This is a genomic window from Hungatella sp. SB206, from assembly GCF_051132295.1.
Taxonomy (GTDB): domain Bacteria; phylum Bacillota; class Clostridia; order Lachnospirales; family Lachnospiraceae; genus Hungatella; species Hungatella effluvii.
In genome coordinates, this window is the sequence record NZ_CP096603.1 from 3,485,496 (window position 1) to 3,510,539 (window position 25,044).

21 protein-coding genes are annotated in these 25,044 nt (G+C 51.2%); 16 read left to right on the forward strand and 5 right to left on the reverse strand.

What is annotated here, in order from left to right; translation table 11 throughout:
- Positions 1-126: 126 nt before the first annotated feature.
- From M1L66_RS15240 to M1L66_RS15260, 5 genes are all read left to right on the forward strand, one after another.
- Positions 127-1,920 carry an L-fucose isomerase gene (locus tag M1L66_RS15240; protein WP_434693904.1) on the forward strand — a complete coding sequence of 598 codons (1,794 nt, stop codon included), beginning with the start codon at positions 127-129 and terminating at the stop codon, positions 1,918-1,920.
- A gap of 12 nt (positions 1,921-1,932) precedes the next feature.
- The gene (locus M1L66_RS15245; protein ID WP_434693906.1) at positions 1,933-3,399 is read left to right on the forward strand and encodes a rhamnulokinase; all 1,467 of its coding nucleotides are present in this window, start codon (positions 1,933-1,935) and stop codon (positions 3,397-3,399) included.
- Positions 3,400-3,715: 316 nt separating this feature from the next.
- Positions 3,716-4,402, forward strand: a complete 687-nt coding sequence (locus tag M1L66_RS15250; RefSeq protein WP_434693908.1) for a class II aldolase/adducin family protein — start codon at positions 3,716-3,718, stop codon at positions 4,400-4,402.
- Positions 4,403-4,415: 13 nt separating this feature from the next.
- The gene (locus M1L66_RS15255) at positions 4,416-4,850 is read left to right on the forward strand and encodes an RbsD/FucU family protein (RefSeq protein WP_187024416.1); all 435 of its coding nucleotides are present in this window, start codon (positions 4,416-4,418) and stop codon (positions 4,848-4,850) included.
- Between the two features lie 8 nt (positions 4,851-4,858).
- The gene (locus M1L66_RS15260; RefSeq protein ID WP_434693911.1) at positions 4,859-5,140 is read left to right on the forward strand and encodes a hypothetical protein; all 282 of its coding nucleotides are present in this window, start codon (positions 4,859-4,861) and stop codon (positions 5,138-5,140) included.
- 95 nt (positions 5,141-5,235) lie between these two features.
- Here M1L66_RS15260 and gnpA read toward each other — a convergent pair whose 3' ends face one another.
- The 4 genes from gnpA to M1L66_RS15280 form a co-directional block, all read right to left on the reverse strand.
- Complete coding sequence (gnpA, locus tag M1L66_RS15265) at positions 5,236-7,398, reverse strand: 1,3-beta-galactosyl-N-acetylhexosamine phosphorylase (protein ID WP_434693913.1); 2,163 nt, start codon at positions 7,396-7,398, stop codon at positions 5,236-5,238.
- A 32-nt stretch (positions 7,399-7,430) separates the two neighbouring features.
- Positions 7,431-8,306 (reverse strand): carbohydrate ABC transporter permease, encoded by an 876-nt coding sequence (locus M1L66_RS15270; protein WP_054356312.1) that lies wholly within the window; start codon positions 8,304-8,306, stop codon positions 7,431-7,433.
- 62 nt (positions 8,307-8,368) lie between these two features.
- The gene (locus M1L66_RS15275) at positions 8,369-9,262 is read right to left on the reverse strand and encodes a carbohydrate ABC transporter permease (RefSeq protein WP_187024414.1); all 894 of its coding nucleotides are present in this window, start codon (positions 9,260-9,262) and stop codon (positions 8,369-8,371) included.
- A 68-nt stretch (positions 9,263-9,330) separates the two neighbouring features.
- Positions 9,331-10,665 carry an ABC transporter substrate-binding protein gene (locus M1L66_RS15280; RefSeq protein WP_187024413.1) on the reverse strand — a complete coding sequence of 445 codons (1,335 nt, stop codon included), beginning with the start codon at positions 10,663-10,665 and terminating at the stop codon, positions 9,331-9,333.
- Between the two features lie 261 nt (positions 10,666-10,926).
- Between M1L66_RS15280 and M1L66_RS15285 the strand changes: the two genes are divergently transcribed.
- Complete coding sequence (locus M1L66_RS15285; protein ID WP_187024412.1) at positions 10,927-12,372, forward strand: arylsulfatase; 1,446 nt, start codon at positions 10,927-10,929, stop codon at positions 12,370-12,372.
- Between the two features lie 21 nt (positions 12,373-12,393).
- Complete coding sequence (locus tag M1L66_RS15290) at positions 12,394-13,899, forward strand: sulfatase-like hydrolase/transferase (protein ID WP_434693917.1); 1,506 nt, start codon at positions 12,394-12,396, stop codon at positions 13,897-13,899.
- A gap of 74 nt (positions 13,900-13,973) precedes the next feature.
- Here the strand turns inward: M1L66_RS15290 and M1L66_RS15295 are convergent, their stop codons facing one another.
- Complete coding sequence (locus tag M1L66_RS15295; RefSeq protein WP_434693919.1) at positions 13,974-14,651, reverse strand: GntR family transcriptional regulator; 678 nt, start codon at positions 14,649-14,651, stop codon at positions 13,974-13,976.
- A 196-nt stretch (positions 14,652-14,847) separates the two neighbouring features.
- On the opposite strand from M1L66_RS15295, the gene M1L66_RS15300 reads away from it, so the two are divergent.
- From M1L66_RS15300 to M1L66_RS15340, 9 genes are read left to right on the forward strand one after another with little or no spacing between them, the layout of a single operon-like run.
- Positions 14,848-15,861, forward strand: a complete 1,014-nt coding sequence (locus M1L66_RS15300; RefSeq protein ID WP_187024409.1) for a M42 family metallopeptidase — start codon at positions 14,848-14,850, stop codon at positions 15,859-15,861.
- A gap of 19 nt (positions 15,862-15,880) precedes the next feature.
- The gene (locus tag M1L66_RS15305) at positions 15,881-17,197 is read left to right on the forward strand and encodes an amidohydrolase family protein (RefSeq protein WP_434693922.1); all 1,317 of its coding nucleotides are present in this window, start codon (positions 15,881-15,883) and stop codon (positions 17,195-17,197) included.
- 18 nt (positions 17,198-17,215) lie between these two features.
- Positions 17,216-18,772 carry an ABC transporter substrate-binding protein gene (locus M1L66_RS15310; protein ID WP_187024407.1) on the forward strand — a complete coding sequence of 519 codons (1,557 nt, stop codon included), beginning with the start codon at positions 17,216-17,218 and terminating at the stop codon, positions 18,770-18,772.
- 32 nt (positions 18,773-18,804) lie between these two features.
- Positions 18,805-19,755, forward strand: coding sequence for an ABC transporter permease (locus tag M1L66_RS15315; RefSeq protein ID WP_434693924.1), 951 nt, complete (start codon positions 18,805-18,807; stop codon positions 19,753-19,755).
- Entirely contained in the window at positions 19,748-20,614 is an 867-nt protein-coding gene (locus tag M1L66_RS15320) for an ABC transporter permease (protein WP_434693926.1), read from the forward strand. Before M1L66_RS15315 ends, M1L66_RS15320 begins: the two co-directional genes overlap by 8 nt.
- 12 nt (positions 20,615-20,626) lie before the next feature.
- Entirely contained in the window at positions 20,627-21,616 is a 990-nt protein-coding gene (locus M1L66_RS15325) for an ABC transporter ATP-binding protein (RefSeq protein WP_434693928.1), read from the forward strand.
- A complete protein-coding gene (locus M1L66_RS15330; protein WP_434693930.1) occupies positions 21,616-22,584 on the forward strand; it encodes an ABC transporter ATP-binding protein in 969 nt (322 codons plus the stop codon). The genes M1L66_RS15325 and M1L66_RS15330 overlap by 1 nt, the downstream gene beginning before the upstream one ends.
- A 1-nt stretch (position 22,585) precedes the next feature.
- On the forward strand, positions 22,586-24,538 hold the full coding sequence (locus tag M1L66_RS15335; RefSeq protein WP_434693933.1) for an FAD-dependent oxidoreductase: 1,953 nt from the start codon (positions 22,586-22,588) through the stop codon (positions 24,536-24,538).
- On the forward strand, positions 24,525-24,809 hold the full coding sequence (locus M1L66_RS15340; RefSeq protein WP_187024402.1) for a 4Fe-4S dicluster domain-containing protein: 285 nt from the start codon (positions 24,525-24,527) through the stop codon (positions 24,807-24,809). Before M1L66_RS15335 ends, M1L66_RS15340 begins: the two co-directional genes overlap by 14 nt.
- The last annotated feature ends 235 nt before the right edge of the window (positions 24,810-25,044 follow it).

A 25,044-nucleotide genomic window follows, 5' to 3' on the forward strand; every position in this document is an offset into this window, starting at 1 on the left:
GCGGATTGCGCAATGGATGAATCGGAATATTGTCCAACTATTTGCCATGATAAGACAAGAAAATACGTCGAAGAGATGGTACTATGATCTCATAAGAATAAACGATTTTCCAAGGAGGAATGTAACATGGCAGAGAGCAGATTAGTGGGAAGCTATCCGGTGATCGGGATCAGACCGACCATTGACGGGAGAAGAGGGTATTTAAAGGTGCGGGAGTCTTTAGAAGATCAGACCATGAATATGGCGAAGGCGGCTGCAGAGCTTTTCGAGAAGCATTTACGCTATTCCAACGGCGAGCCGGTGAAGGTGGTGATCGCGGATACGACCATCGGAAGAGTGGGGGAAACGGCGGCCTGCGCCGATAAGTTCCGCAGAGAAGGCGTGGACATCACCCTGACAGTGACTCCATGCTGGTGCTATGGGGCGGAGACGATGGACATGGATCCGATGACCATCAAAGGCGTCTGGGGATTCAACGGGACAGAACGTCCGGGCGCGGTTTATCTGGCTTCTGTCCTGGCCACCCATGCGCAGAAAGGGCTTCCCGCGTTCGGAATCTACGGCCACGACGTACAGGAAGCGGATGATACGGAGATTCCGGAGGATGTGAAGGAGAAGCTGCTTCGTTTCGGCCGTGCCGCGGTGGCGGTGGCGACCATGAGAGGGAAATCGTATCTCCAGATCGGATCGATCTGTATGGGAATCGGCGGTTCCATCATTGACCCTGCCTTTATAGAAGAATACTTGGGAATGCGCGTGGAGTCGGTCGATGAGGTGGAGATCATCCGCAGAATGTCAGACGAAATCTACGATCATGCAGAATATGAAAAGGCTCTGGCCTGGACGAAGAAGTATTGTATGGAAGGATTTGACAAGAATCCGGAGGAAGTGAGAAAGAGCCGCGAAGAGAAGGACAAGGACTGGGAATTCCTGGCGAAAATGATGTGCATTATCAAAGATCTGATGAATGGAAACCCGAACCTTCCGGAAGGCTGTGAGGAGGAAAAGGTGGGCCATAACGCCATTGCCGCCGGTTTCCAGGGACAGCGCCAGTGGACCGATTTCTACCCTAACTGTGACTTCCCGGAGGCAATGCTGAATACCTCCTTCGATTGGAACGGAGCAAGAGAGCCTTACATACTGGCAACGGAAAATGATGTCCTAAACGGCCTTGGCATGATGTTCATGAAACTGCTGACAGGCAGAGCACAGATATTTGCCGATGTCCGGACCTACTGGAGCGGCGACGCGGTAAAACGGGCGGCGGGCTACGAGCTGGAAGGACGGGCGAAGGAGGCGGATGGGTTTCTTCATCTGATTAATTCCGGCGCGGCGTGCCTCGATGCCAATGGAGGCGCGAAGGACGCTGACGGAAATTCTGTGATGAAGCCGTGGTATGAGGTGACGGAAGAGGATCAGAAGGCCATCATGGCAGCCACGACCTGGAATGAAGCAGATTTCGGATATTTCCGGGGAGGCGGATTTTCATCCAGATATTTGACCGACTGTGAGATGCCGGTAACCATGATTCGTTTAAATCTTGTGAAGGGGCTGGGACCTGTCCTTCAAATCGCAGAGGGCTGGACCGTAAAGCTGCCGGAAGAAGTGAGTGATACGCTCTGGAAACGAACCGATTATACGTGGCCGTGTACATGGTTCGCACCGAGAGTGACCGGAAAGGGAGCATTTGCCACCGCATACGACGTGATGAATCACTGGGGGGCCAATCACGGCGCCATCAGCTACGGCCATATAGGCGCCGATTTGATCACGATGTGTTCCATGCTCAGAATACCTGTGAGCATGCACAATGTACCAGAGGAGAATATCTTCCGTCCGGCCGCATGGAATGCCTTTGGCATGGATCCGGAGGGCCAGGATTACCGCGCTTGCGCCGCGTTCGGGCCTGTGTACCGGTAAGGCGGTGGCAGTATGAGTGAAAAACAGGTACTGGCAGTTGATTACGGAGCTTCCAGCGGTCGTGTGATGCTGGGCGGGTTTGACGGGGCTTCCTTTACCATTTCCGAGCTCCACCGTTTCCCCAATGATCCGGTGAAACTGGGAGATACCATGTTCTGGGATGTGCTCCGTCTCTTCTTCGAGATGAAACAGGGAATCGTAAAGTCAAAGGCTTACGGAGAGATTTCCGGTATCGGCGTGGATACCTGGGGCGTTGATTTCGGTCTGCTGGACCGTGAGGGAAGGCTTCTGGATAATCCGGTTCACTACCGGGATGGGCGGACAGCCGGAATGATGGAAAAGACGCTGAAAATGGTCGGCAGAGACCCTCTCTATGAACTGACCGGGAATCAGTTGATGGAGATCAACACGCTCTTTCAGCTGATGGCTGTAAAAGAACGGAGGCCGGAGCTTCTCGAGAGGGCAGACGCCCTCCTTCTGATGTCGGACCTGTTCCAGTATTTCTTATCCGGAGCGAAAATCAGTGAAAAATCCATTGCCTCTACCACCCAGATGATGGATATGAGGCAGGGAAAGTGGGCCTTCGGATTGCTGGAATCCCTTGGACTCCAGGCAGGAATGATGTGTGACATACTCCCCGGAGCAGTCAGAACGGGAAGCCTGCGTCCGGAAATCCAAAAAGAACTGGGGGTGCCGGCCATGGAGGTGATCGCTGTGGCTGGCCATGATACCCAGAGCGCCATGGCGGCAATTCCGGCCCGGGAAGAGGATTTCCTGTTTATCAGCTGTGGAACGTGGGGGCTGTTCGGAACGGAGCTTCCGGAGCCGGTCATCAGCGGAATGTCAAAGAAATTTAATATCACCAACGAGGCCGGACTGGAAGGCAAATACGCATTCTTAAAGAATATCATCGGTCTGTGGCTGATTCAGGAGAGCAGAAGACAGTGGATACGGGAAGGAAAGGAATACGGATTTGGAGAACTGGAGACGAAGGCCGCCTGCACGGAACCTTTAAAAAGCCTGATTAATCCGGACGCGCCGGAATTTGTCCCATCCGGTGATATACCTGAACGAATCCGGCAGTTCTGTCGGAAAACAAGGCAGCCGGTTCCACAGTCTGAGGGGGAAACCGTCTGCTGCATCGATCAGAGCCTCGCGCTTGCGTACCGGAAAGCCATGGACGAGATCAGAGCATGTACGGGAAAGCAGTACCCGGTCATTCATCTTATCGGCGGCGGTGCCCAGAGCGGCCTGCTGTGTCAGATGACTGCCAATGCCTGCGGCCTGCCTGTAGTGGCAGGACCGGTGGAGGCGACCGTCTATGGAAATACCATGGCTCAGTTCATGGCACTGGGAGAGTTAAACGGCCTCACTCAGGCGAGATGCGCGCTGGCGGATACTCTGCATACCGTTGTCTACGAGCCGTGCGACCGGGAAATCTGGGAAGAGGCCTATGAAAGATACAGGGAAATACTTTAAAATCGTTACAATTCACGGCTGCTTTGTCCGTCCCCGCCGTCCGGTCCGCGCTGGTGGTTCGCACTCCGTTTCCAGTTCCGGTTTCGGGTATAAGCGGTTCTAAACGTGCAGTATTTTTCTAAAAGCCAGAGAAAATGCCCAAACTCGCTGCGCTCAAACAGGTGGGCATTTCCCCTGAACGAAAAATTCTGCGCGTTAAGAACCGCTAATACCCTGCAAAGTCACAGGAAACGGAGTGCGAACCACCAGCGCGGACCGGACGGCGGGGACGGACAAAGCAGCCGTGAATTGTAACTAAAAATCCGGAGGTAAGAACATGGAATTAACGTATATGGAATTGAGAGAACATATCTGCGATATCTGCCATAAAATGTGGCAGCTGGGCTGGGTAGCGGCCAATGACGGCAATGTGTCGGTAAAACTGCCGGATGGAACATTTCTGGCAACACCGACCGGGATGAGCAAGAGCTTTATCACGCCGGAAAAACTGGTACACATCGATCAGGACGGTCAGGTCCTGGATGCGCCAGCCGGGCTGAAACCGTCCTCGGAGATCAAAATGCATCTGCGCTGTTATAAAGAGAGGGAGGATGTGGGAGCTGTTCTTCACGCTCACCCGCCCGTTGCAACCGGGTATGCCGTAGCCAATAAGCCTCTGGACGAATATTCCATGATTGAAACAGTAATTGCGCTTGGCTCCATACCCGTGACGCCTTACGGAACGCCTTCTACCTACGAAGTGCCCGACCGGATTGCGCCATATCTGGGAGAACATGACGCCCTTCTCCTGCAGAACCACGGAGCGCTGACTGTCGGAGCGGACTTAATCACGGCGTATTACCGGATGGAGACGCTGGAGCTGTTTGCGAAAATCAGTCTCAACGCCTATCTGCTGGGAGGGGCAAAAGAGATTTCAAGGGAGAATATTGACCGCCTGATTTCCATGCGGGAAGGCTATCAGGTGACTGGAAGACATCCCGGCTACAGGAAATACGGAAAGTGAGGAGAGTAGAACTATGCTGAAAGGAATACCTGCAATCCTGTCCCCGCAGCTGCTCAAAGTATTATGCGAGATGGGGCACAGTGACACCCTCGTGATCGCTGACAGTAATTTCCCGTCGGAATCCATAGGAAGGGGCGGGATCGTGATCCGCATGGATGGACACTCCGCCCCGGAAGTGCTGGAGGCTGTATTGGAGCTCTTCCCATTGGACTCCTATGTCAGCCAGCCGGTCAGTCTGATGGAAGTTATGAGCGGAGATACGGTTGAAACTCCCATATGGGATACGTATGAGGAAATCGTGAAGCGGCGCAGCGGACTGGAGGGCAGTGCAATAGGCCATATCGAGCGTTTTGCATTTTATGAGGAAGCGAAGAAGGCCTATGCTGTTATCGCTACGGGAGAGAAGGCGTTATATGCGAATATTCTGCTGCAAAAGGGCGTGGTTTAGAGAATACCATGGTATTGACACATATTGAATGTCCGAAAATAATTCCTGGTTCTTCTTTTGAGGCGGCAGCCAGCGAGAAGGAGATCAGCAGGGAAGAGGGACTTTTAAAAGTCCGCGAAGAAGGAATACGACCATTGATCATGGATAATTTGGAAAAACAGGTTCCGGAGGATATCATTATTCAGAAACTACAGAGATATTTTTCCCTGGATAAAGAAAAGGTAACTGCCTATCTCAGCACCTCTAAAAAAGAATATGTGTCAATTTATGGAGAGCGTGAGAAGATATAAATCACAAATCATAAGAGAACAAGACCCCCCAGAGCACCGGCTCCGGAGGGTCTCGTTCGCTTAAATAAGCTGCGTATTTCGTCTGATCCAGACGGTTAGATCTCATACCAGATAATTTCATTGGCATCGAGGTCCAGTTCGAAGCTGGAACCGTCACCTTTATATATCGTGGTATGCTGCGGTTCATAGGTGTTATTGACAACACAGTATTTTCCATTTTTAACGTAGGCGTGTACCTCTGCGTTAAAGTTGGAACTGAACCAGCGGTAAAGGTTGTCTTCATCGTGGGAGGACCAGATGATGGAGCGATACAGAATGCGGCTGTTTTCAAAGCTGTAGGGAAGTCCGCTTAAGTAGACGCATCGTCCCTGTCCGAACTCATTCACTGCCATCTGTACTTCCTTGTCTCTCTGTACCAGAATCCGGGTTCCGTCAAGGGCATAGATGTTTTTCTTGCCTTCACCAAAATCAATGTCTCTGGTACAGTCCTCTTTGATAAAGTGGTCATGCTGTTCCCAATTGTATTTGTCCACGTTAAGCGTAAAGCCGGTTTCCTTTTCCACGCCCATAACCGTAGCCAGCTGGAAGAAATGGCCCTCATGCTGATGAGCAGCCGGTTCACCGACTCCGATAAATCCTCCGCCGTTGTAGATGAATCTTTTTACTGCGGTTATAATGGTCTCATCCGTCCAATTGTCTCCGCCAGTGTAAGCGGTGTCGCCATCGCCCACATTGAGGATCACGTCGATGTCATTTAAAATCTCAGGGTTCTCCCGGATATCGTCAAAGCTAATAAACTTCACATCAAATGGCGCTCCGCTCAGAGCCTCGATAATCCCTGCATAGGAATAGTTTTGCTTATGATAGATGGCATGATGAACCATGTGATTGCCCCATGCACGGGCCTTGCCCCAGCAGTTCAGCACGGCTACTGTCTTTATGCAGTAAGGGGTCGTGCCTTTGATATTGTCATACAGGGTGCGGAATTCGTTGCATACGTCCTCCACATAGCTGATAAATTCCGGGAACTGTAAGGCCAGCTTTAAATAGCCGCCATAGCCGATCCGGTCAATGGGCTTTCTTAAGATGGCCCTTCTGGCAGTTACCCAGTTAATCTTTGCTTCCTTCACAGGATCTCCGCCCTCATGGAAGGTGTCTGGGAAGAAATAGGGGAGTAAGCGTCCTTCGGTGTAGTCAACTCCTTCGATATCGCTGATAAGACGGAGCGTGCAGCCGTTTCCTACGCTGCCGACCACGGCATCCAGACCAATGGTCTTAAACTCATCCATGAAAGGCTCTGTCCCGATCCAATGATCACCGAGAAACATCATGGCTTCTTTGCCGTATTCGTGAGTGATATCAACCATTTCCTTAGCCAGCTTGGCTACCTCACGTCTCTGGAAAGCCTGGAAATCCAGGAACTCTTTGGAAGGAATCCGGTAGTTGTTGTTCATATATCCCTGGTCGATGATGAACTCAGGGCGGAACGGATAGCCGGCCTCCTTCTCGAACTGTTCTAAGATATAGGGACTTACCGATGCCGAATAGCCGTACCAGTCTACGTATTTTTCTCTTGCCAGTTCATCGAAGATCAGAGTGAACTGATGGAAGAATGTGGTATAGCGGATTACATCCACGTGAGGATTGGCCTCCAGATACTTCCTGAGCCTGTCCATGGAAAACTTGTGTGTCTTAGGCTGACGTACATCAAAGGTGATCTGTTTTTCAAAATCAGTCCAGCCGTTGGTGACTGCATTGTACATGTGCACCGGATCCCACATGATGTAAGCCAGGAAGCTTACTGTATAGTCATGGAATTCTTTTGCTCCGTGGATAATCACATCCCCGGTCTGGCTGCTGTACTCCCAGGAAGATACCGGAACAGGCTGACCGGTGGTTCTGTCTATGACTTCCCACCAACGCCTGATATCGTCCCTGTCGTTCACTTTCAATAAATCTGTATGTAAATGGTTCATAAGATGAATAGACAGCTCATCCTTTACTGCCGTATAGAACGGTGTCATAATATACATCTGCTGAATCTCGTCGGGATTGGCCTTAGCCCAGGCATTGTCCTTCCTGGTGGTGTAGTAGGTGGAATAGACTTTGGCATCCACATTCTTTAATTCATCCGGATAATCGGTACCATCACAGTCCCGAATGGCGTCGGCGCCCCAGCGTTTCAGCAGTTCCAGCGTCTCCGGAACTACGTCCACGTCTGTGGGTATTGTAACTCTTCCAATAAAATCCTTTTTCATTTTCGTTCTCCTTTGCTGTCAAGTTAATATTTTTAGCCTTTCACACCGCCGCCTGTAACACCGGCAATAATCTTTTCGGAGAGGATGACATACAACAGGAAGGTGGGCAGGAAGACGATAATTACTGCCGCAAACAATCCGCCGTAATCTCCGGTGTACTTCATAGCATTTACAATTTGGAGCAGTCCTACGCCGACAGGAGTGGTCTCCGTAGACGTTGCAAAGATAAGAGCCATGAAGAACTCGTTCCAAACGCTCATAAAGTTAAAGATGGTAACCGTAACGATAGCCGGCTGGATCAGTGGGAACATGATCTTCCAAAAGGTCTTGGCGGGTGTACAGCCGTCAATCGCTGCTGCTTCTTCATAACTTCTTGACAAACTGGCAAAGAAGTTCAGCAGGTAAGTGGTGGTAAAGGGTACACGTAAAAGGATATAAAGAATAATCAGTAAAATTCTTCCCCGGATGTGATACTGGGCCGTCAGTGAATAGATCGGCATGATAATCATAACCTCCGGGATACTCATGGCCAGGATTAAACCTGTCTTGACTCCTTTATTTCCAAGGAATGTAAAGCGCGAAAGCACATACGCGGCCGGAGCAGAGATCAATATAACCACGATACAGGAAGATACCGCATAAAGCAGAGAGTTTGCAAAATAAACAGAAACATTGTTGCCCTTCCACGCGCTGGCATAGTTCTCAAAGTGAACTCCTGATTCAAACTTAAATACCGTGCCGGTGAAGATTTCTCTGGAGGTGGAAAGGCTGGCACCCAGAATCCAGATCAGGAAGGCCGCTGTAAAGGCAACCCAAATGGTCAGAATGAGATATCCCGGAAGAAGGGTCAGCTCTTTTCTCCAGTTCACCTTGCTCCTAAACACGTTTTCTTTGTTCCTTTTTCTCATTTTTCACTCCATTCTGTGGACATGTCAGATAAGTATCTTTCTTGCGCCACGTTTCTCACACATTAATATTCAAGATCATCATCTTTAAGCAGCCTGTTCATAATGAAATAAACAATTCCAATAAAGATTGCCATGACAACGCCGATGGTAGCACCGGCGCCTGCATCTCGCTGAACATTGCCGACTGTACCAAATACCGTGTCATATAAGTATACCACCGGTGTAATTGTGGAAGCTTCTGTGCTGACCGGTGAGAACATCTTGGACCATAAGTAAAAGGTAACACAGTTTACACTCCAGAATGTGATGTTAGTTTTAAAAATGCCGCGGAGCAAAGGCATGGTAATCCTGCCAAACTGCTGAACTTTGTTAGCCCCGTCAATTGTGGCAGCTTCATAGATATCTGAGGGAATCTGTTCGATGCCGTTGATGAAAATCAGCATATAGTAGCCTACCGCGCCAAAAGTGAAGGCAGCCAGCATGGCCCAGAATTTCATGTCGGTTCCCAGCCAGTTCTTCCCCTCCAGCCCCATCGTCCTTAAAATCTGGTTAATGAGACCGTAATCCTGATTGTAGATATACTGAATCCACATGGTAGCCAGAGCCACGGCGCTGATAATATTGGGAAGATAAATCGCTGCACGGAAAAATTTTTTAAACCGGATTCCACTGGTGATGATAACAGAAAACAGCAGTGAAAAACTGAGGATAATAATGCCTCCCAGTAACCAGATAATCAGAATGTTTGTCGCCGCTCTCTGAAAGGTGGGACTGGAAAATACCTTTGCATAATTAGCCAGACCGTTAAAACTCCATTCAGATGCACTGGAGGTCACGCTTTCAATCTTAAAAAAACTCATGATTACGGTTCTGACAACCGGGTACAAATACATGACAATTAAAGCAAGTATACAAGGTGTTATAAAACCAACGATAAACAATTTGTTTTTTTTCATTTCTTATTTCACCTTTCTGACCAAATGAGGTGACGCTATAAGCGCCACCTCCGGTTTTCCAGCATTCTTTAATATAAAGCGTCCAGAGCCTTTGCAAAATCTTCGCCTGTTGCATAGCTTCCTTCATACAGTTTTACAATTACTTCCTGAATAACGGAAATCTTGTCTGCGTTAGCGTTCAGACCCATATTCCAGGAAAGAGGAGCTGTAGTATTCATCAATACCTCGTTAGTTCCGCTCTGAACAGCAGGTGGAGTATTGCTTGGATCCGCTGGGATATTATTGGACAAATCAGCCATGTTTTGGCTCTGCTTGCCGCTGGTTAAGAATACAGCAAAATCAAATGCCGCCTGAGGATTCTCACTGTATTTGGTGATACCGATGGAGTTCGCTCCTGCAAATGTGCTGGTATTGTCCACGCCGCCTTCTACGGCCGGATAAGCGAACAGCCCCCAATTGAGTTCTGTGCCTGTATTGGCGTTAACTTCTGCAGTGATGTAGTTTGCACATACTACCATGGCGATTTTCTGTGTAAGACCGATCTTGTTCTGGCTTGCCGGATACTCATCAGGAGCGCCGTCTGCCAGATAGCCTGCTTTTACGAAGTCGATCATTTCCTGGCCTGCTTTTACTACGCCAGGATTGCCGCTCCAGCCGCCGTTAGTTGCCAGATCTTCAACAGCCGCCTGTCCAATATGTCTTGACAGATGGTAACCAAACAGGAATGGGGCATAAGTACTGTCGAGAGCCAGAGGCTGATAACCCTTGTCCTTCATGGTCTGGCAGGCAGTCATGAACTCGTCCCATGTTGCCGGAGCAGTGATGCCGCAGTCATCAAAGATATCTTTATTGTAGAACACGCCGCCTACAGATGGCTGCTCGGTAACACATGGAAGGAATCCGGCCCATTCAGTCGCCTGATTGTTGAATACAGCGTAGCTCTTGTCAGCGTATCCGGCTTCCTTTGCCATATCTGTCAAATCAGCAACATAATTGACATAGTTCTTGGAGATTCTGGTGTAGTCGTCTTCAAACATATCAAACTTTTCCTGAGCTTCCAGTGCGGAAGAGAGGATGTTCTTGGTTTCACGGCCTTTCCACTCGAACTTAATCTTGGCTCCGGTTTCAGCCTCGAAAGCCTCTGCCGCTTGCTGAAGTGCCTGTCCCTGAGGCTCATTGTTTGTCCACATGGACCAGTATGTAAGTTCAACACCTTCGTACTTCTTGTCTCCCTCAGCCGCGGCTGGTGCTGCAGTTGTTTCGCCGGTCTCGGCTTTGGCAGTTGTTGCTGCCGGAGTTTCGGCTGGTGTCTCTGCTGGTTTTGCATTGTTGCTTCCACAGCCTGCTAAAAGACCTGCCGTCATGGCAGCAGCCAGCAGAACGCTAATCGGTTTTTTCTTCATAGATAAATCCTCCTTTTTGTTGGGCACTGCCCATTTGAAATATCTTAAATTCATAAGTAAATTATATACTGATCCAGCGTTCATTAGCTATCAGTATATTGTTTTGTTTTTTATGTTTTTTGCTATTTTTTGTAGCATATTTATAATAAAAAACTACATTTGCCGTCTTTTATCAACAGTTTGCACTACAATTTTTCGTGCGGACTCTTGCTTTTTAATTTTTATTATATTATGATGATAAAAAAACAAAGGAGTTTTCTTATGAGCCGTCCCAATATTATATTTCTTATGACCGACCAGCTTCGCGGGGACTGTCTGGGATATGCAGGTCATCCTGATGTAAAAACACCATATCTTGATACACTGGCCTCCACCGGTACAGCCTTTGACCGCGCCTACAGCGCCTGCCCGAGCTGCATCGCTTCCAGAGCCGCCATCCATACAGGGATGGGGCAGAATCATCACGGCCGTGTAGGCTATCTGGATGGCGTCCCCTGGGAATATGAGCATACGCTGGCCGGGGAATTAGGCCAGGCCGGCTATTACACTCAGTGCGTCGGCAAGATGCATGTCCATCCTTTAAGAAATTATCTGGGCTTTCATCATGTGGAGCTTCATGACGGATATCTGGGATATTCCAGGCGGGCAACGATTCCCTACCGCGAGTCCCAGCTGGTAGCCGACGATTATTTCTACTGGCTGAAAAATGAGCTGGGAATTTCCGCCGATGTGACAGATACGGGGATTGAATGCAACAGTTATGTGGCGAGGCCCTGGATGCATGAGGAGAAATACCATCCCACCAACTGGGTTACTGAGAGAAGCATAGACTTTTTGAGACGGCGTGATCCTGGGAAGCCTTTTTTCCTTATGGCTTCTTATCTCAGGCCCCATCCCCCTTTTGACGCACCCCGGCATTACTTCGATTTATACCGGGATCAGGAGCTGCGCCCACCGTATGTAGGCACCTGGGAGACGGACGAATTGTTAAAAAGGGACGGACGGATCTATGATTCGAAGACGGGTCCCATTGATGCAGAGCTGATACGCCAGGCCCAGGTGGGATATTACGCCTGCATCACCCATTTAGACCATCAGATAGGGCGGCTGATTCTGGCTCTGAAGGAGCAGGAGCTTTACGATAATTCCATTATTATCTTTACCTCAGACCACGGGGAGGAACTCTGTGACCACCACATGTTCCGCAAAGCCAGACCTTACGAGGGAAGCTGCCACATCCCGCTTATCATCTCGGGAGGAAAGAAGTTTCTGCCGAAAGGAGCCGGTTCCTCCCGGTGCAGCAGTGTAGTGGAGCTTCGGGATATTATGCCCACGCTGCTCGATTTGGCAGACGCCCCTGTTCCGGATACAGTGGACGGCAAATCGCTCCTTCCTCTGCTTGAAGATCCGGCGCGGGCTGTGCGTCCCTGGCTACACGGAGAGCATTCCTTTGATGAGTATTCCAACCACTGGATCGTCACCGAAACAGACAAATACATCTGGCATTCACAGACCGGTCAGGAGCAGTACTTCCATCTGGAAAAAGATCCCCATGAACTCACGGATCTGATTGAGGAAGATTCCTGTAAGATACGGATTCAGGAGCTTCGCGGACATCTTATAGAATCCCTGGAAAACCGCAGGGAAGGTTTTGTGGAAAATGGGAGACTGGTGCCTGGACGCCCCTATCCGCCCGTTCTTTCATAAAACGGAAAAGGAGAATAGCATATGAAAAGACAAATCATCCTTATAATGACAGACACCACACGCAAAGATATGCTGGGCTGCTATGGAAATCCTAAAATGATCACACCGAATCTGGACCGGCTGTCCGCCGAAGGCATCCGGTACGAGAATGCCTATACGTGCCAGCCGGTCTGCGGTCCGGCCCGGTCCGCCATATTTACCGGAACCTTTCCGCATACTAATGGGGAGGTGACGAACTGTGTAGCCATGGGAGATAATATAAAAACCGTAGGCCAGCGTCTGACGGACAACGGTATTCACTGCGGTTATATCGGCAAATGGCATTTAGACGGCGGTGACTATTTTGGCAATGGCATCTGCCCGGAGGGATGGGATGAGGCATACTGGTATGATATGCGCCGGTACCTGGAAGAACTGACGGAGGAGGAACGGCTGAAATCCAGAAAATCCACCACCTCCTTTGATGAAGATATGACAGAGGAGTTTACATATGCTCACCGTTGTTCCAAAAGGGCGGCAGACTTTCTGGAAGAGTATAAAGATGAGGACTTTTTCCTGGCCGTTTCTTATGATGAGCCTCACGGCCCTTCGCTCTGTCCGGCACCGTACAACACCATGTATGACGGATTCTGCTTTGAGGACAGTCCCAATTATGAGGACGATTTAAGTCAAAAACCGCTGATGCAGCGCTTATGGGCAGGGGAGAACTTACACAAAACCAGGGAGGAAATCAACTGTCCTTCCGGAAAATTGTCCCTGTTTTTAGGATGCAACTCGTTTGTAGATTACGAAATCGGGAAAGTCCTTGACAAAATCCGGGAGACGGCTCCTGACGCTATGGTTATCTATACCTCCGACCATGGAGACATGCTGGGAAATCACCGGCTTACTTCTAAAAATGCTGCCTGCTACAAAGAGGTCGCCAACATCCCGCTGATCATCAAAGGCGGCGAGGCCGGCAAGGTGGTGGATTACCCGGCTTCCCACATAGATCTGGCTCCCACGATTCTGGATTACATGGGCATTCCCATTCCCAAGATGTTGGAGGGGAAAAGTATGCTGCCTCAGATCAACTGCACCGATATCCGGATCAATGATGAGGTCTATACAGAATTCACCCGGTATGAAGCGGACCACGACGGATTCGGCGGACTGCAGATGATGCGTGCCGTCATTTCAGACCGGTATAAGCTGGTGATCCATCTTCTGGACAGTGATGAGCTGTACGATATGGAAAAGGATCCGGCAGAGATATGCAACCGGATCCAGGATGAAGACTATTCCGAAATTCGCAATTCCCTGCATGACAAAATCCTGGAGCAGATGAACCGGACCCGCGACCCTTATCGTGGATATCAGTGGGCCTGCAGAAGCTGGCGCACGGACAAGGAGCCGACCTGGAGCAACGATGGCTATACCAGACAGCGGGAAAATGAAGAGTATGAGCCAAGACAGCTGGACTACGATACCGGACTGCCCATGACGGAAGCGGTGAGGACGAAGATATCCAGGAATTTAAAGAGATAATAGAGCAGTCTTTTTCTGCAAAGAATAACGACGCCTCTCCCACCTGTTGAGGTTGGGAGAGGCGTCGTCGAAAATTATAGGCAGTGGCATTGAAATAAATATTCCATCGCATAAGACAGGGAAGTATTCAGATGTTCCTTCATCAGTGAAGCGGCCAGCTGGTAATCCTTCTGTAAATACGCCCCGTAAATCTTTAAATGTCCCCGTTCTATTTCCCGTTGGTGCTGCAGAGACGTCTCATACATGTTGGAGAAGATCGTCAGCTGGCTCCTCTGTTTCCCGGCGGCGCGGGCCAGGCGGCTGTTGGCGCAGTAATCGTAGAAGATCAGATGAAAATGATCGGAATAGCCTGTCCATGTCCTGATTTCCTCTTCCGTGAGACTTTCTGTCTCTAAAACCTTTTCCGTATAATGTATGTTTTCCGCCAGTGCCTTCTGTACCTTTTCCTGATCAGGATAGTGAGAGGTATAGAGAATGGCCAGGGCATCTAAATCCCCCATGAATTCATAGAGCTCTTTCAAGTCCTGTTCCCCGATACTTATGACATTGACGCCGATGTTGGAGTAGGAGACGACCAGTTCTTCCTCCGCAAGCCGGGTCAGAGCCTCGCGGATCGGGGTGGAGCTGACTCCGAAGCGTTCCTGTAAGTGTTTTAGCGTTAATTTCTCACCAAGCCGGATTCTCTGTGTCAGAATGTCCTGACGGAGAATATCGTAGATTTGCCCGGAGAGAGTGGTTTTATTTAAATCCATGCCGTATCCTTCCTCATTAAAAAACTCATATCCATCATTTATATTCATATTACAACAGAAAAAATAGTTGGTCAACCTTATAATTTTACATTTTGCAAAATGCATATTGCAAAATGTAATCATAGATGGTACAATTCTTAAAACAATAATTATGTGACGCGTTAAAGCGAAAAAGCAGAGAACGGGAGAAGGACATATGAGAAATGAGGAATTACTGAAACGGCTGACCCAGGCCCAGGGAATCGCCGGCTATGAAAAAGAAGTGAGAGAGCTGATTGAGAAGGAAGCCGCAGCCTATGCGGACGATATGATAACGGATGTGATCGGTAATCTGATAGTAATTAAGAAAGGACATGGAGGCCCGCAGTCGAAGAAGATCATGTTTGCGGCCCATATGGACGAAATCGGTTTCATGGTGAAGAAGATCGAGGAGGACGGCCGTCTTCGTGTCTGCAACGTGGGATGGAACTGGGCGGCCTCGGCTTACAACGCCAGAGTGCGGTTCCGCAACGGCGTAACCGGCGTTTTTGGCTGTATGGGAGCCATCGAGGATACCCATAACGATGTGGGCAAGCTCTATATCGATATCGGAGCAAAATCTAAGGAGGACGCATTAAAATACGTTAAAGTCGGCTCCGTCTGCGGCTATTACGGAGAATACGTGGATCTGCAGAACAATCTGGTGTGTTCCAAATCCCTGGATGACCGGATCGGCTGTTACCAGCTTCTGGAGGCGCTGAAGGAGAATGACGGCACGTATCCAAACGATATTTATTATGTATTTACTGTGCAGGAAGAAGTGGGATGCAGAGGTTCCAAGCCGACGGCAGAGCGGATTCGTCCTGATATCGGCATTGCGGTGGACATCACGCCGGCCCACGATTATCCCTGCGATTTGGAAGGCAGCAATACCGTAGGAAAGGGCGTTGCGATCAAATACGCGGATCCGTCGGTAATCTGCGACGAGGAAGTGGTTGCAGCCATGGAGGAATGCTGTGAATGCGAACGAATTGCATGGCAGCCCGAAGTCATCGACAAGGGCGGAACGGATGCGTCCAGCATGAATATGTCCGGTGTCGGAGCCAGGGCGGGCGGAATCGCCGTCGTGACCAGATATCCCCACTGCCAGAGCTGTGTAGCCTCAAAGGATGACATCGAGGCGGGAGCGAGATTATGTACGGCAATTTCAAAGCATGAATTCCGCTTCTGAGTGGGATGGGAGGCGTCGGGTGAAACAGTACATATTGACACATGGAAACCTCCTGACGATGAGGGACCGCACCATAAAATACGATACGGATATCCTGATCAGGGACGGGAAAATACAGAAAATCGGCCGGAATCTGACTGCATTTGCAGCTCAGGAAGCGGCGGGACTCGTGAATGGATTAAACGGTGAAGCGGATGCCTGGAGATGCGAGGCAGATATATTAAACGGTGAAACAAAGTTCCTCGATATAAGCGGCCGGTACGTGATCCCCGGGCTGATCGACAGCCACTGCCACTACGACGCCGATTATATGGGAAAGATGTTCCTGGCGTGCGGCGTTACTTCTGTCAGAAACATGCGGGGGTACAAACGCCACGCTGAATATGCCGCGGAGACGCTGGCGGGAAAGCGGACAGGCCCCTATATCTATTCCAGCGGTCCCATCTATGACGGAGAAGATCCGAGTATACCGGACAATTCCAATGAAATCATCCGCACGGAGGCGGACGTGGAGCAGGCGATCGAGTATACGATCCGGAATGGGTTCTTATGGCTTAAGACGTATCCGTCTATTGAGCCGGAGCTTTACCGGTATCTGCTGAAACGAGCGAGACAGCAGGGGCTTCCCGTATGCGGCCATATGAGCAAGAAGCTGGATGATAAGGTGCTGGCAGACGCCGGCTATTACTGCTGTGAGCACAGCAGCTCCCTTCCGTCCCACAAGGCCGATATCCGCTATCTGGCCGAAGCCGGGATGTGGTTTACTCCCACACAGGCCGTATGCGAAACGCTGCCGGACTATGTCTGGAACGGTAAAATGCTGCCGGAGCTGAAGCATTTTAAAGATCTCCCGGAATGTGAGCGGGAGAGCTGGGAGAGCAGAAACCGGAAAATCATCGAGAGCTACCGCAGCCAGGGCGTTCGCCCCGATATCCGTGTGGTGATCAGCAGAGGACGAACCTTTCTGGAATATTCAGACCGGTTCATGGCCGGTACAGACTGCGCTTATCCGGGAATTATCCCGGGCTTTTCCATGGCAGATGAGCTGGAGAAGCTGGTAGAGCTCTACGGATGCACGGCTTTCGAGGCTCTGAAGGCGGCCACGGTCAATCCGGCCGCGCATATTGGCCTGGAAGAGAAGAAGGGAAGTATCCGTGAAGGCATGGATGCCGATATCGTGGTATTGGCTGGGAATCCACTGGCCGATATTGGAAATGTGAGAAAAGTCAGCATGGTATTCCAGGGTACGAATTTATACGATGAGGAGACCATCAGGGCCTACGGCAGTGAGGCGGGTTTCCTGAAGAAAGAAGAGATCGAATTTATCCATTGGTAAAGAGAGAGGAGCAAGATTATGAAAAAGGGTATGGCAGTTATTCTGGCGGCGGTGACGGCGCTGTCGCTTACCGCCTGCGGCGGTTCAGGAACCGCAGGCAATACACAGAACGATACACAGAGTCAATCATCGGAGACGGGCGCGGGTGTGTCCAGCTCCGGAAATACCGATATGGTGGTGGCCATGGGCGCCGATATTGATACGCTTCATCCGTCGGATTACTCTACTACCGCAGAACTTACGGTTTTAAACCAGCTCTATGACACGATGATGTATATGAATCCGGATGGCGAACACGATCCGGAGCCGCGTCTCGCGGAATCATACGAGGTGAGTGAGGATGGAAAGACCTACACCTTCCATCTGCGGGAGGACGCCACCTTCCACGACGGCACGCCGGTTACGGCAAAGGATGCGGTATTTTCCCTGAATCTGTATAAGGATTCCCAGTACCAGAATTCCCAGGTGACGGGACTGGCGAGCGCGGAAGCTGCAGATGACCACACCGTGGTCTGCCATCTGGATAATCCGTACTCCCCGTTCCTGCTGGGGGCCTGTTCCGTCCATATCGCTTCCGAGGCGTATTATGAAAAATCGGCCGACGACTTTGTCAATAAGCCGGTGGGCAGCGGCCCGTACAAATTTACGGGAAGAAGCAAGGGAAGCAGTGTAACGCTGGAAGCGTATGACGGCTACTACCGCGGGGATGCGGCGATTAAAAAAGTGACCTTCGAGGTCATTCCGGACCAGTCTACCATGGCGATCGCCATTCAGACAGGCGAGGTGGATTTTGCGGAAATCGACTCGGCCAGCCTTCCGCAGCTGAAGGCGGATAAGAATGTCACCATCGCTGAGATTCCAACTTCCAGCTTCTCCTATGTATGCATGAACCTGGATAAGGCACCATTTGATGACGTTAGAGTGCGCCAGGCGTTAAACTATGCCATTAACCGCGAGAATCTGGTGCAGATCTGCTATGACGGAGAGGCCACGGTAAACTCCAACTTATGTTCCGCCAACCGGTTCGGCTATTCCGAGGAACAGCCGAAATACGAGTACGATCCGGAGAAGGCCAAATCCCTTCTGGCCGAGGCAGGGATCACGACGCCGTATCAGCTGGGAGAAATGCTGGTGGCCGAAAAGTATTCCAATCTCGCCACCGTAATTCAGAATGATTTAAAGGCAGTCGGACTGGAGACGACGATTTCCGTAAAGGAATTTAATTCCTATATTGGAGATCTGACCAGCGGCAGCTATACCATCAGCGCGCTGAATATGACGCTGGAGGGAGATACCCAGATGATGGAGATGGCCTTCGCCAGCGATTACATCGGAACTGCCAACAATGCCAGATATTCGGACGCGGAGATGGATGCGCTGTTTGATAAGACACGGGTTTCTAACGACAAGGAAGAGCGCGCGGAGCTCTTTAACCAGATCTTTACGAAAGCGCAGGAGGAAGCCATCTACGTTCCGCTGGCCAATCCGCTTACGCTGTTCGCATACAGCTCTTCACTGAAATGCCCGGAAATTCCGTACGAGGCAGTGTATTACATCTATGATTTTGCCTGGTAAGGCTTTAATCCGTGGAAGGGAGGACATTCTCCATGACCAAATACGTGGCCAAGCGGCTTCTGTACATGATTCCTGTTTTGCTCGGAGTCGCATTTTTAGTATTTTCCATCTTATCTATGACGCCGGGAGATCCCGGTTCCATTATCCTCGGAATCACGGCGTCGAAAGAGGATATCGCGGCTTTGAACGCGGAATTCGGGTATGACAAGCCGTTTCTGATCCGCTTTTTTAACTACATCGGGGATATCGTATTCCATTTTAATCTGGGAGTATCCTACCAGAGTCGGCAGCCGGTCATACAGGATATTGTTGCCAGATTTCCGAACACACTGCTTCTGACCGTATTTTCCATGTCCCTTTTCGCTTTTATCGGAATACTGCTTGGGATTGTCTCTGCGGTGAGGCAGTATTCCGTGCTGGACCATACGTGCGTGATTGTGGCGCTGGTGTTTGCCTCCATACCGGGCTTCTGGCTGGGGCTCATGCTTATGCTGGTATTTTCCCTGCATCTGGGGCTGCTGCCATCCTACGGCGCAGGCACTCTGAAGCATTTTATTCTGCCTACCATAACCATATCCTTAGGGTCGGCCGCCAGCCTGCTCCGCCTCACCAGATCCGCCATGCTTGAGACGGTGAGGCAGGAGTATATCCGGACGGCCCGGGCCAAGGGAGCGGGCGAGAAACGGATTATCATGCGCCATGCGCTGAGAAATGCCCTCCTGCCGGTCGTCACAACGCTGGGAACCAGCTTCGGGGCCTCCTTAGGCGGCGCGATCATTGCGGAGACCGTGTTTGCCATGCCGGGGATGGGAACCTTAATCACGACGGCTATCCGGCAGAAGGATATTCCCGTGGTCATGGGCTCCACCCTGTTTCTGGCATTTTTATTCAGCCTTATCATTCTTCTGGTCGATGTCCTGTACGCCTTCATCGATCCGAGAATCAAGGCCAAATACCAGGAGGGAGGGAAGAGCCGTGGCTAAGGGAAAGAAACGCAAGAACACCATCCGGAACGAAGTCTGGTACCGGTTTAAGAAGAATAAGGCGGCCATGCTCGGCCTCGTTATCCTGGTGGTGATCGTCGCCATCGCCGTGTTTGCCGACCTCATTGTCCCCTATTCCAAATGCATCGAACAGGACGGGGGTGCAAGACTTCTGATGCCGGGAGCCGCGCATTTCTTCGGGACGGACGAATACGGCCGGGACTTATTTGCCCGTGTGGTTCACGGTTCCAGGTATTCTCTCTTCATCGGCGTGTCCACCAGCTTAATGGCGCTGGTGATCGGCGCCGTGCTGGGAGCCAGCGCGGGATATTTCGGCGGAGTGATCGACAATACCATCTGCCGCATCATGGACGTGTTTATCTGCGTGCCGCCGATTCTCATGTCTCTGGCCGTGGTGGCGGCGCTGGGAACGAACTTAAAGAATCTGATTATCGCAATTACCATATCGTGTATTCCGGGGAATGTCAGACTGATCCGGTCGGTGGTCATGACTGTGGCCGAACAGGATTACATCCGGGCGGCAAAGTCCTACGGGACCTCCAATGCGCGCATTATTTTCAGATACGTGCTGCCCAACGCCATGGGGCCGATCATTGTAAACACGACAATGAGCATTTCCGGCATGATCTTATCGGCCGCAGGCTTGAGCTTTATCGGCATGGGAATCCAGCCGCCGTCTCCGGAATGGGGCGCGCTGCTCTCCGGTGCTCAGAAGTATATGTTTACTTCACCGTATCTGCTGTTTTTCCCGGGTGTCTTTATTCTGCTCGCTTCCCTGGCGTTTAATCTGGTGGGGGACGGACTTACCGACGCCCTGGATCCCAAACTGAAGGACTAAGGAGGTGGCGCAATGAGTGAAACGATACTGGAGATCGAGAATCTGTCCGTGGTATACGAGACGGATATGGAGACGGTGCATGCCGTAAACGGAATCAGCTTCTCCCTGGGAAAAGGGGAGACTCTGGGGCTGGTGGGAGAGACGGGGGCCGGAAAGACGACGACGGCACTGACCATCCTGGGTCTTTTGCCGGAACGGACAGGAAAGATTACGGGAGGAACCATCCGGTTTGAGGGGACGGAGCTTGGGAAACTGAGCGCCCATGAGATGGAGAAAATCCGGGGAGCCAGAATATCCATGATATTTCAGGATCCTATGTCGGCCTTAAATCCGGTCCTCACAGTGGGCAGCCAGATCGCCGAGGCCTTAGAGCTTCACAACACCGACGGTCTGTCAAAGAAAGAGATTGAAAAGCGGGTGGAGGAAACTCTGGAAATGGTGGGTATTCCCAAAGAGCGGAAGGCCAATTATCCCCATCAGTTCTCCGGCGGCATGCGTCAGCGCGTGGTGATCGCCATGGCCCTGATTCTGAGTCCGGAGCTTTTAATCGCGGCTGAACCGACGACCGCCCTTGACGTTACCATACAGGCGCAGATACTGACGATGATCTGTGACCTTCAGAGAAAATACGAAACCAGCGTAATCATGATTACCCATGATTTGGGGGTGGTTGCGGAGACGTGTGATAAGGTGGCCATCGTCTATGCCGGGGAGATTGTGGAGTACGGAACGCTGAGCGATATCTTTAACGGCGGCAGGCACCATCCCTATACGGAAGGGTTGTTTGGATCCATTCCCAGCCTTACGGAGGAGGCGAAGCGCCTTCATCCCATCGAGGGAATTCTGCCGGATCCGACGAACCTGCCGAGGGGCTGCAAATTCTCGCCCCGGTGTACGAAGTGTATGGAGCCGTGCAGTCTGACAGCACCGGCCGTATATGAGGAAAACGGCCATCTGATCCGCTGCCATCTGTACCGCGATAACAAAGGAGGGCAGGAGTGATGGAAGATCTGCTGTTGGATGTAAAACATTTAAAGAAATATTTTGACACGCCCTCCGGTCTGCTTCACGCAGTGGATGATGTGAGCTTTTCCGTTAAGCGGGGAACGACGCTGGGAGTCGTGGGAGAATCCGGCTGCGGAAAATCCACGCTGGGTTCCACGCTTTTATACCTTGACGAGCCCACGGGCGGCGAGATCCTGTTTGAGGGAACGAAACTTCAGAGTGTGGGAAAGAAGGAATTCAAACGGATACGCCCCAGAATGCAGATGATTTTTCAGGATCCCTACTCCAGCTTAAACGGGCGCATGAATGTCCGGCAGCTGATTGCGGAACCCCTGATCGTCAATAAGGTCTGTAAGGATAAGAAGGAGATCGAGGCGCGGGTGGATGCCATGATGGAGACCGTCGGCCTGGCCAGACGCCTTGCGGGCGCCTATCCGCACGAGCTGGACGGAGGACGGCGCCAGAGAATCGGAATCGGCCGGGCGCTGATTATGGAACCGGCCTTTGTCGTATGCGACGAGCCGGTGTCGGCCCTCGACGTGTCGATTCAGGCTCAGATTTTAAATCTCCTGATGGACCTTCAGGACAGCATGAACTTGACGTATCTGTTTATTACACACGATCTGTCTGTGGTCAAACACATATCCGATGAGATCATGGTCATGTACCGGGGGAAATGCGTGGAACAGGCATCGTCGGCCGAGCTTTTCCGGAAGCCGCTCCATCCGTATACGAGAGCCCTTCTGGCGGCGATCCCCGATCCCAGCCCGGAATCGAGGAACAAGAAGAGGAGTCTTCTCCAGGGAGAGGTGGCCAGTCCGGTGAATCCGGGGCCTGGATGCCGGTTTGCGGCGCGGTGCCCGTTTGTGAAAGAGGAATGCAGGACCGGCGAGATTATGCTTGAAGAAGTCAGCCCGGGACACTTTGCGGCATGTCCGGGATGCGTGGACAGAATGGAGGAGTAAAATGAGTGCAGAAACATACAGCTGGCCCTATGCCAATGAGATTGGGGATGAGGAGACCGTAACCAGCGATGTCCTGGTCCTGGGCGGCGGGCTGGCGGGCTGCTTTGCGGCCATAGCCGCGGCCAGAAAAGGAAAATCCGTGGTGCTGGTGGAAAAGGGGGCCGTGGAACGAAGCGGTTCTGCAGGAACGGGTTTTGACCACTGGGAATCAGCCTGTACCAACCCCTGTTCCGGGGTGACGCCCGAAGAGATCGCAGAGGCCTACGTCCATGAACAGGACTGGTACAGCAATGGAATCGCCCACTACATCGAATGCCGCGAGGGATACGACCGGCTCCTGGACCTGGAGTCTTTCGGCGGAAAGGTGAGGGATACCGGAGATGAATTTAAGGGCGCAGAGTTTCGGGATGAGAAGACGAAGCTGATGTTTGCCTATGACTATAAAAACAAATTTACCCTGCGCGTCTGGGGGACCACCTTTAAGCCTGCCCTGGCGCGGGAACTGAAGAGACTGGGCGTGAAGGTGTATGAGAGGACGGAGGCCACGGCCCTGCTTACCGCGGTAAAGGACGGAAAGAAGAAGGGAGCCGGGGCCTGCGGAATGGATGTCCATACGGGAAAATTCTATATCTTCCGGTCGAAGGCCACGATTCTCACCATGTCCAGGCCGGCCAGAGTCTGGCTGTTTAATCCGGATCTGGTGGGCTTATGCGAATTTCGTCCCATGCAGAGCATCGGAAGCGGCCATGCCATGGGCTGGCGGGCCGGAGTGGAATTTACCATGATGGAGAAATCGGTGCGCGCGGAATTTTCGAGTGCAGGAAGAAGTTTCCCCCCATACGGAACCGGCAATAACCACAATACCTGGTACGCGGCCACCATGGTGGATGCCAGAGGCGTGGAGATTCCATACGTGGACCGTGACGGAAAGGAACTGAAAACCGTATCCGAGCGGTACTATCCGGCCCGGGGCCAGAAATTCTTCCTAAAAGGCGGAGTCATCGACAATCCGAAGTATGAATACCGGGGGCCGGAAACTCTGGACTTCGAGGAACTGATCCGCCGGGGATACCAGCTCCCGTTCTATGCGGATTTGAGCCGTATGCCGGAGGATGAACGCCGCGTTATCTGGGGAATGATGGTCGGCGAGGAGGCGAAGACCAGAATTCCGATTCTGGAAAATTATACCGAACGGGGATTTGATCCGGAAAAGGACATGCTCCAGAGCTACGGCACCGGCTGGCAGTCCGCCAGCTTTCTGGACCAGGAGCGCCAGTTCTTTGGAGCGCCGGGCGGAATCATGCACGACTGGGACTTAATGACGAACATCGATGGCGTCTATGCGGCCGGAGACCAGCTGTATGCCTCTGACTGCGCGGGATTTGCCTGTGCCACGGGATATTACGCGGGAAGAAAGGCAGCAGACTGCGCATCGGATCATGAGTTTGAGGATTTTAGCAGGGAAGAGGCCGATCGGGAAAAAGAGAGGCTGTACGCGCCTCTTTACGTGAAGGATGGAACCAACTGGAAAGAACTGAACATGGCGATATCCAAGGCAATGCAGAACTACTGCGGCGGCGTGAAATGTGAGGAACTTCTAAAAGAGGGGCTGGACCTCCTGGAGAGCTATGAGCGGGAGGTGGTTCCAACTCTGTCGTGCGCCAACCCTCACGACCTCATGAGAACCCATGAGGTCCTGGATATTCTGACCGTGGCCCAGCTGGTGCTTCACGCCTGCCTGCGGCGGCGGTCCAGTTCGCAGCCGCTGTGCTTTCAAAGAAGTGATTATCCGCAGATGGACCAGGAAGGGGAACGGCGTCATATCGTCATCCGCCAGGAGGACGGCCAGGTAAGGGAGCGAAGCGTTCCTCTCGATTTCTTCGGAAATCTTCAGGAGGAGTACGAACGGCGCAACCAGGATTATATGGGGGAGGTCAGCCATGAAAAAGCCTGAATTTACAGTGAGGCCGGTTGCAAGCAGCGCCAGGCCGATCATTTACGATGAAAGCCTCTGTATCGGATGCAACCGGTGTGCATCGGTCTGCCAGTGCGATATCCTGCTTCCATCAGAAACGAAGGGAAAACCGCCCATTGTTATGTATCCGGGAGAATGCTACTACTGCGGCGCCTGCGTCATGGCCTGTCCGGTAAAAGGGGCTGTCAGACTGGAGCATCCGCTGATGAACCGGGCAAAGTTCGTGCCTGTGAGAGAACGAAAAATATAAATACAAATGTAAGGATAGTTAGAATCGCCGGAAGGCAGTGAACACTGATAAAATCAGTATTTGCTGCCTTCCTTATTTTTCTGATGAAATGCATTTGCTTTATATACAGGAATAATTAACGCATTGATAACGCAGGGGTATATAAAAGATAAACAATTGATAAATATAAGATATATACAGACTGGAAAAGGTGCAATCGTTCTCATATATAATCCTTTAACAAAAGATAAAATCA

What these genes read in the sequence shown, in the direction of transcription:
- M1L66_RS15275 (WP_187024414.1), bottom strand. Translation starts at nt 9,262, where the DNA reads ATGAAAAAAAACAAATTGTTTATCGTTGGTTTTATAACACCTTGTATA.
- M1L66_RS15325 (WP_434693928.1), top strand. Translation starts at nt 20,627, where the DNA reads ATGAGTGAAACGATACTGGAGATCGAGAATCTGTCCGTGGTATACGAG.
- M1L66_RS15270 (WP_054356312.1), bottom strand. Translation starts at nt 8,306, where the DNA reads ATGAGAAAAAGGAACAAAGAAAACGTGTTTAGGAGCAAGGTGAACTGG.
- M1L66_RS15260 (WP_434693911.1), top strand. Translation starts at nt 4,859, where the DNA reads ATGGTATTGACACATATTGAATGTCCGAAAATAATTCCTGGTTCTTCT.
- M1L66_RS15335 (WP_434693933.1), top strand. Translation starts at nt 22,586, where the DNA reads ATGAGTGCAGAAACATACAGCTGGCCCTATGCCAATGAGATTGGGGAT.
- M1L66_RS15310 (WP_187024407.1), top strand. Translation starts at nt 17,216, where the DNA reads ATGAAAAAGGGTATGGCAGTTATTCTGGCGGCGGTGACGGCGCTGTCG.
- M1L66_RS15280 (WP_187024413.1), bottom strand. Translation starts at nt 10,665, where the DNA reads ATGAAGAAAAAACCGATTAGCGTTCTGCTGGCTGCTGCCATGACGGCA.
- gnpA (WP_434693913.1), bottom strand. Translation starts at nt 7,398, where the DNA reads ATGAAAAAGGATTTTATTGGAAGAGTTACAATACCCACAGACGTGGAC.
- M1L66_RS15245 (WP_434693906.1), top strand. Translation starts at nt 1,933, where the DNA reads ATGAGTGAAAAACAGGTACTGGCAGTTGATTACGGAGCTTCCAGCGGT.
- M1L66_RS15250 (WP_434693908.1), top strand. Translation starts at nt 3,716, where the DNA reads ATGGAATTAACGTATATGGAATTGAGAGAACATATCTGCGATATCTGC.
- M1L66_RS15255 (WP_187024416.1), top strand. Translation starts at nt 4,416, where the DNA reads ATGCTGAAAGGAATACCTGCAATCCTGTCCCCGCAGCTGCTCAAAGTA.
- M1L66_RS15330 (WP_434693930.1), top strand. Translation starts at nt 21,616, where the DNA reads ATGGAAGATCTGCTGTTGGATGTAAAACATTTAAAGAAATATTTTGAC.
- M1L66_RS15295 (WP_434693919.1), bottom strand. Translation starts at nt 14,651, where the DNA reads ATGGATTTAAATAAAACCACTCTCTCCGGGCAAATCTACGATATTCTC.
- M1L66_RS15300 (WP_187024409.1), top strand. Translation starts at nt 14,848, where the DNA reads ATGAGAAATGAGGAATTACTGAAACGGCTGACCCAGGCCCAGGGAATC.
- M1L66_RS15240 (WP_434693904.1), top strand. Translation starts at nt 127, where the DNA reads ATGGCAGAGAGCAGATTAGTGGGAAGCTATCCGGTGATCGGGATCAGA.
- M1L66_RS15315 (WP_434693924.1), top strand. Translation starts at nt 18,805, where the DNA reads ATGACCAAATACGTGGCCAAGCGGCTTCTGTACATGATTCCTGTTTTG.
- M1L66_RS15290 (WP_434693917.1), top strand. Translation starts at nt 12,394, where the DNA reads ATGAAAAGACAAATCATCCTTATAATGACAGACACCACACGCAAAGAT.
- M1L66_RS15340 (WP_187024402.1), top strand. Translation starts at nt 24,525, where the DNA reads ATGAAAAAGCCTGAATTTACAGTGAGGCCGGTTGCAAGCAGCGCCAGG.
- M1L66_RS15285 (WP_187024412.1), top strand. Translation starts at nt 10,927, where the DNA reads ATGAGCCGTCCCAATATTATATTTCTTATGACCGACCAGCTTCGCGGG.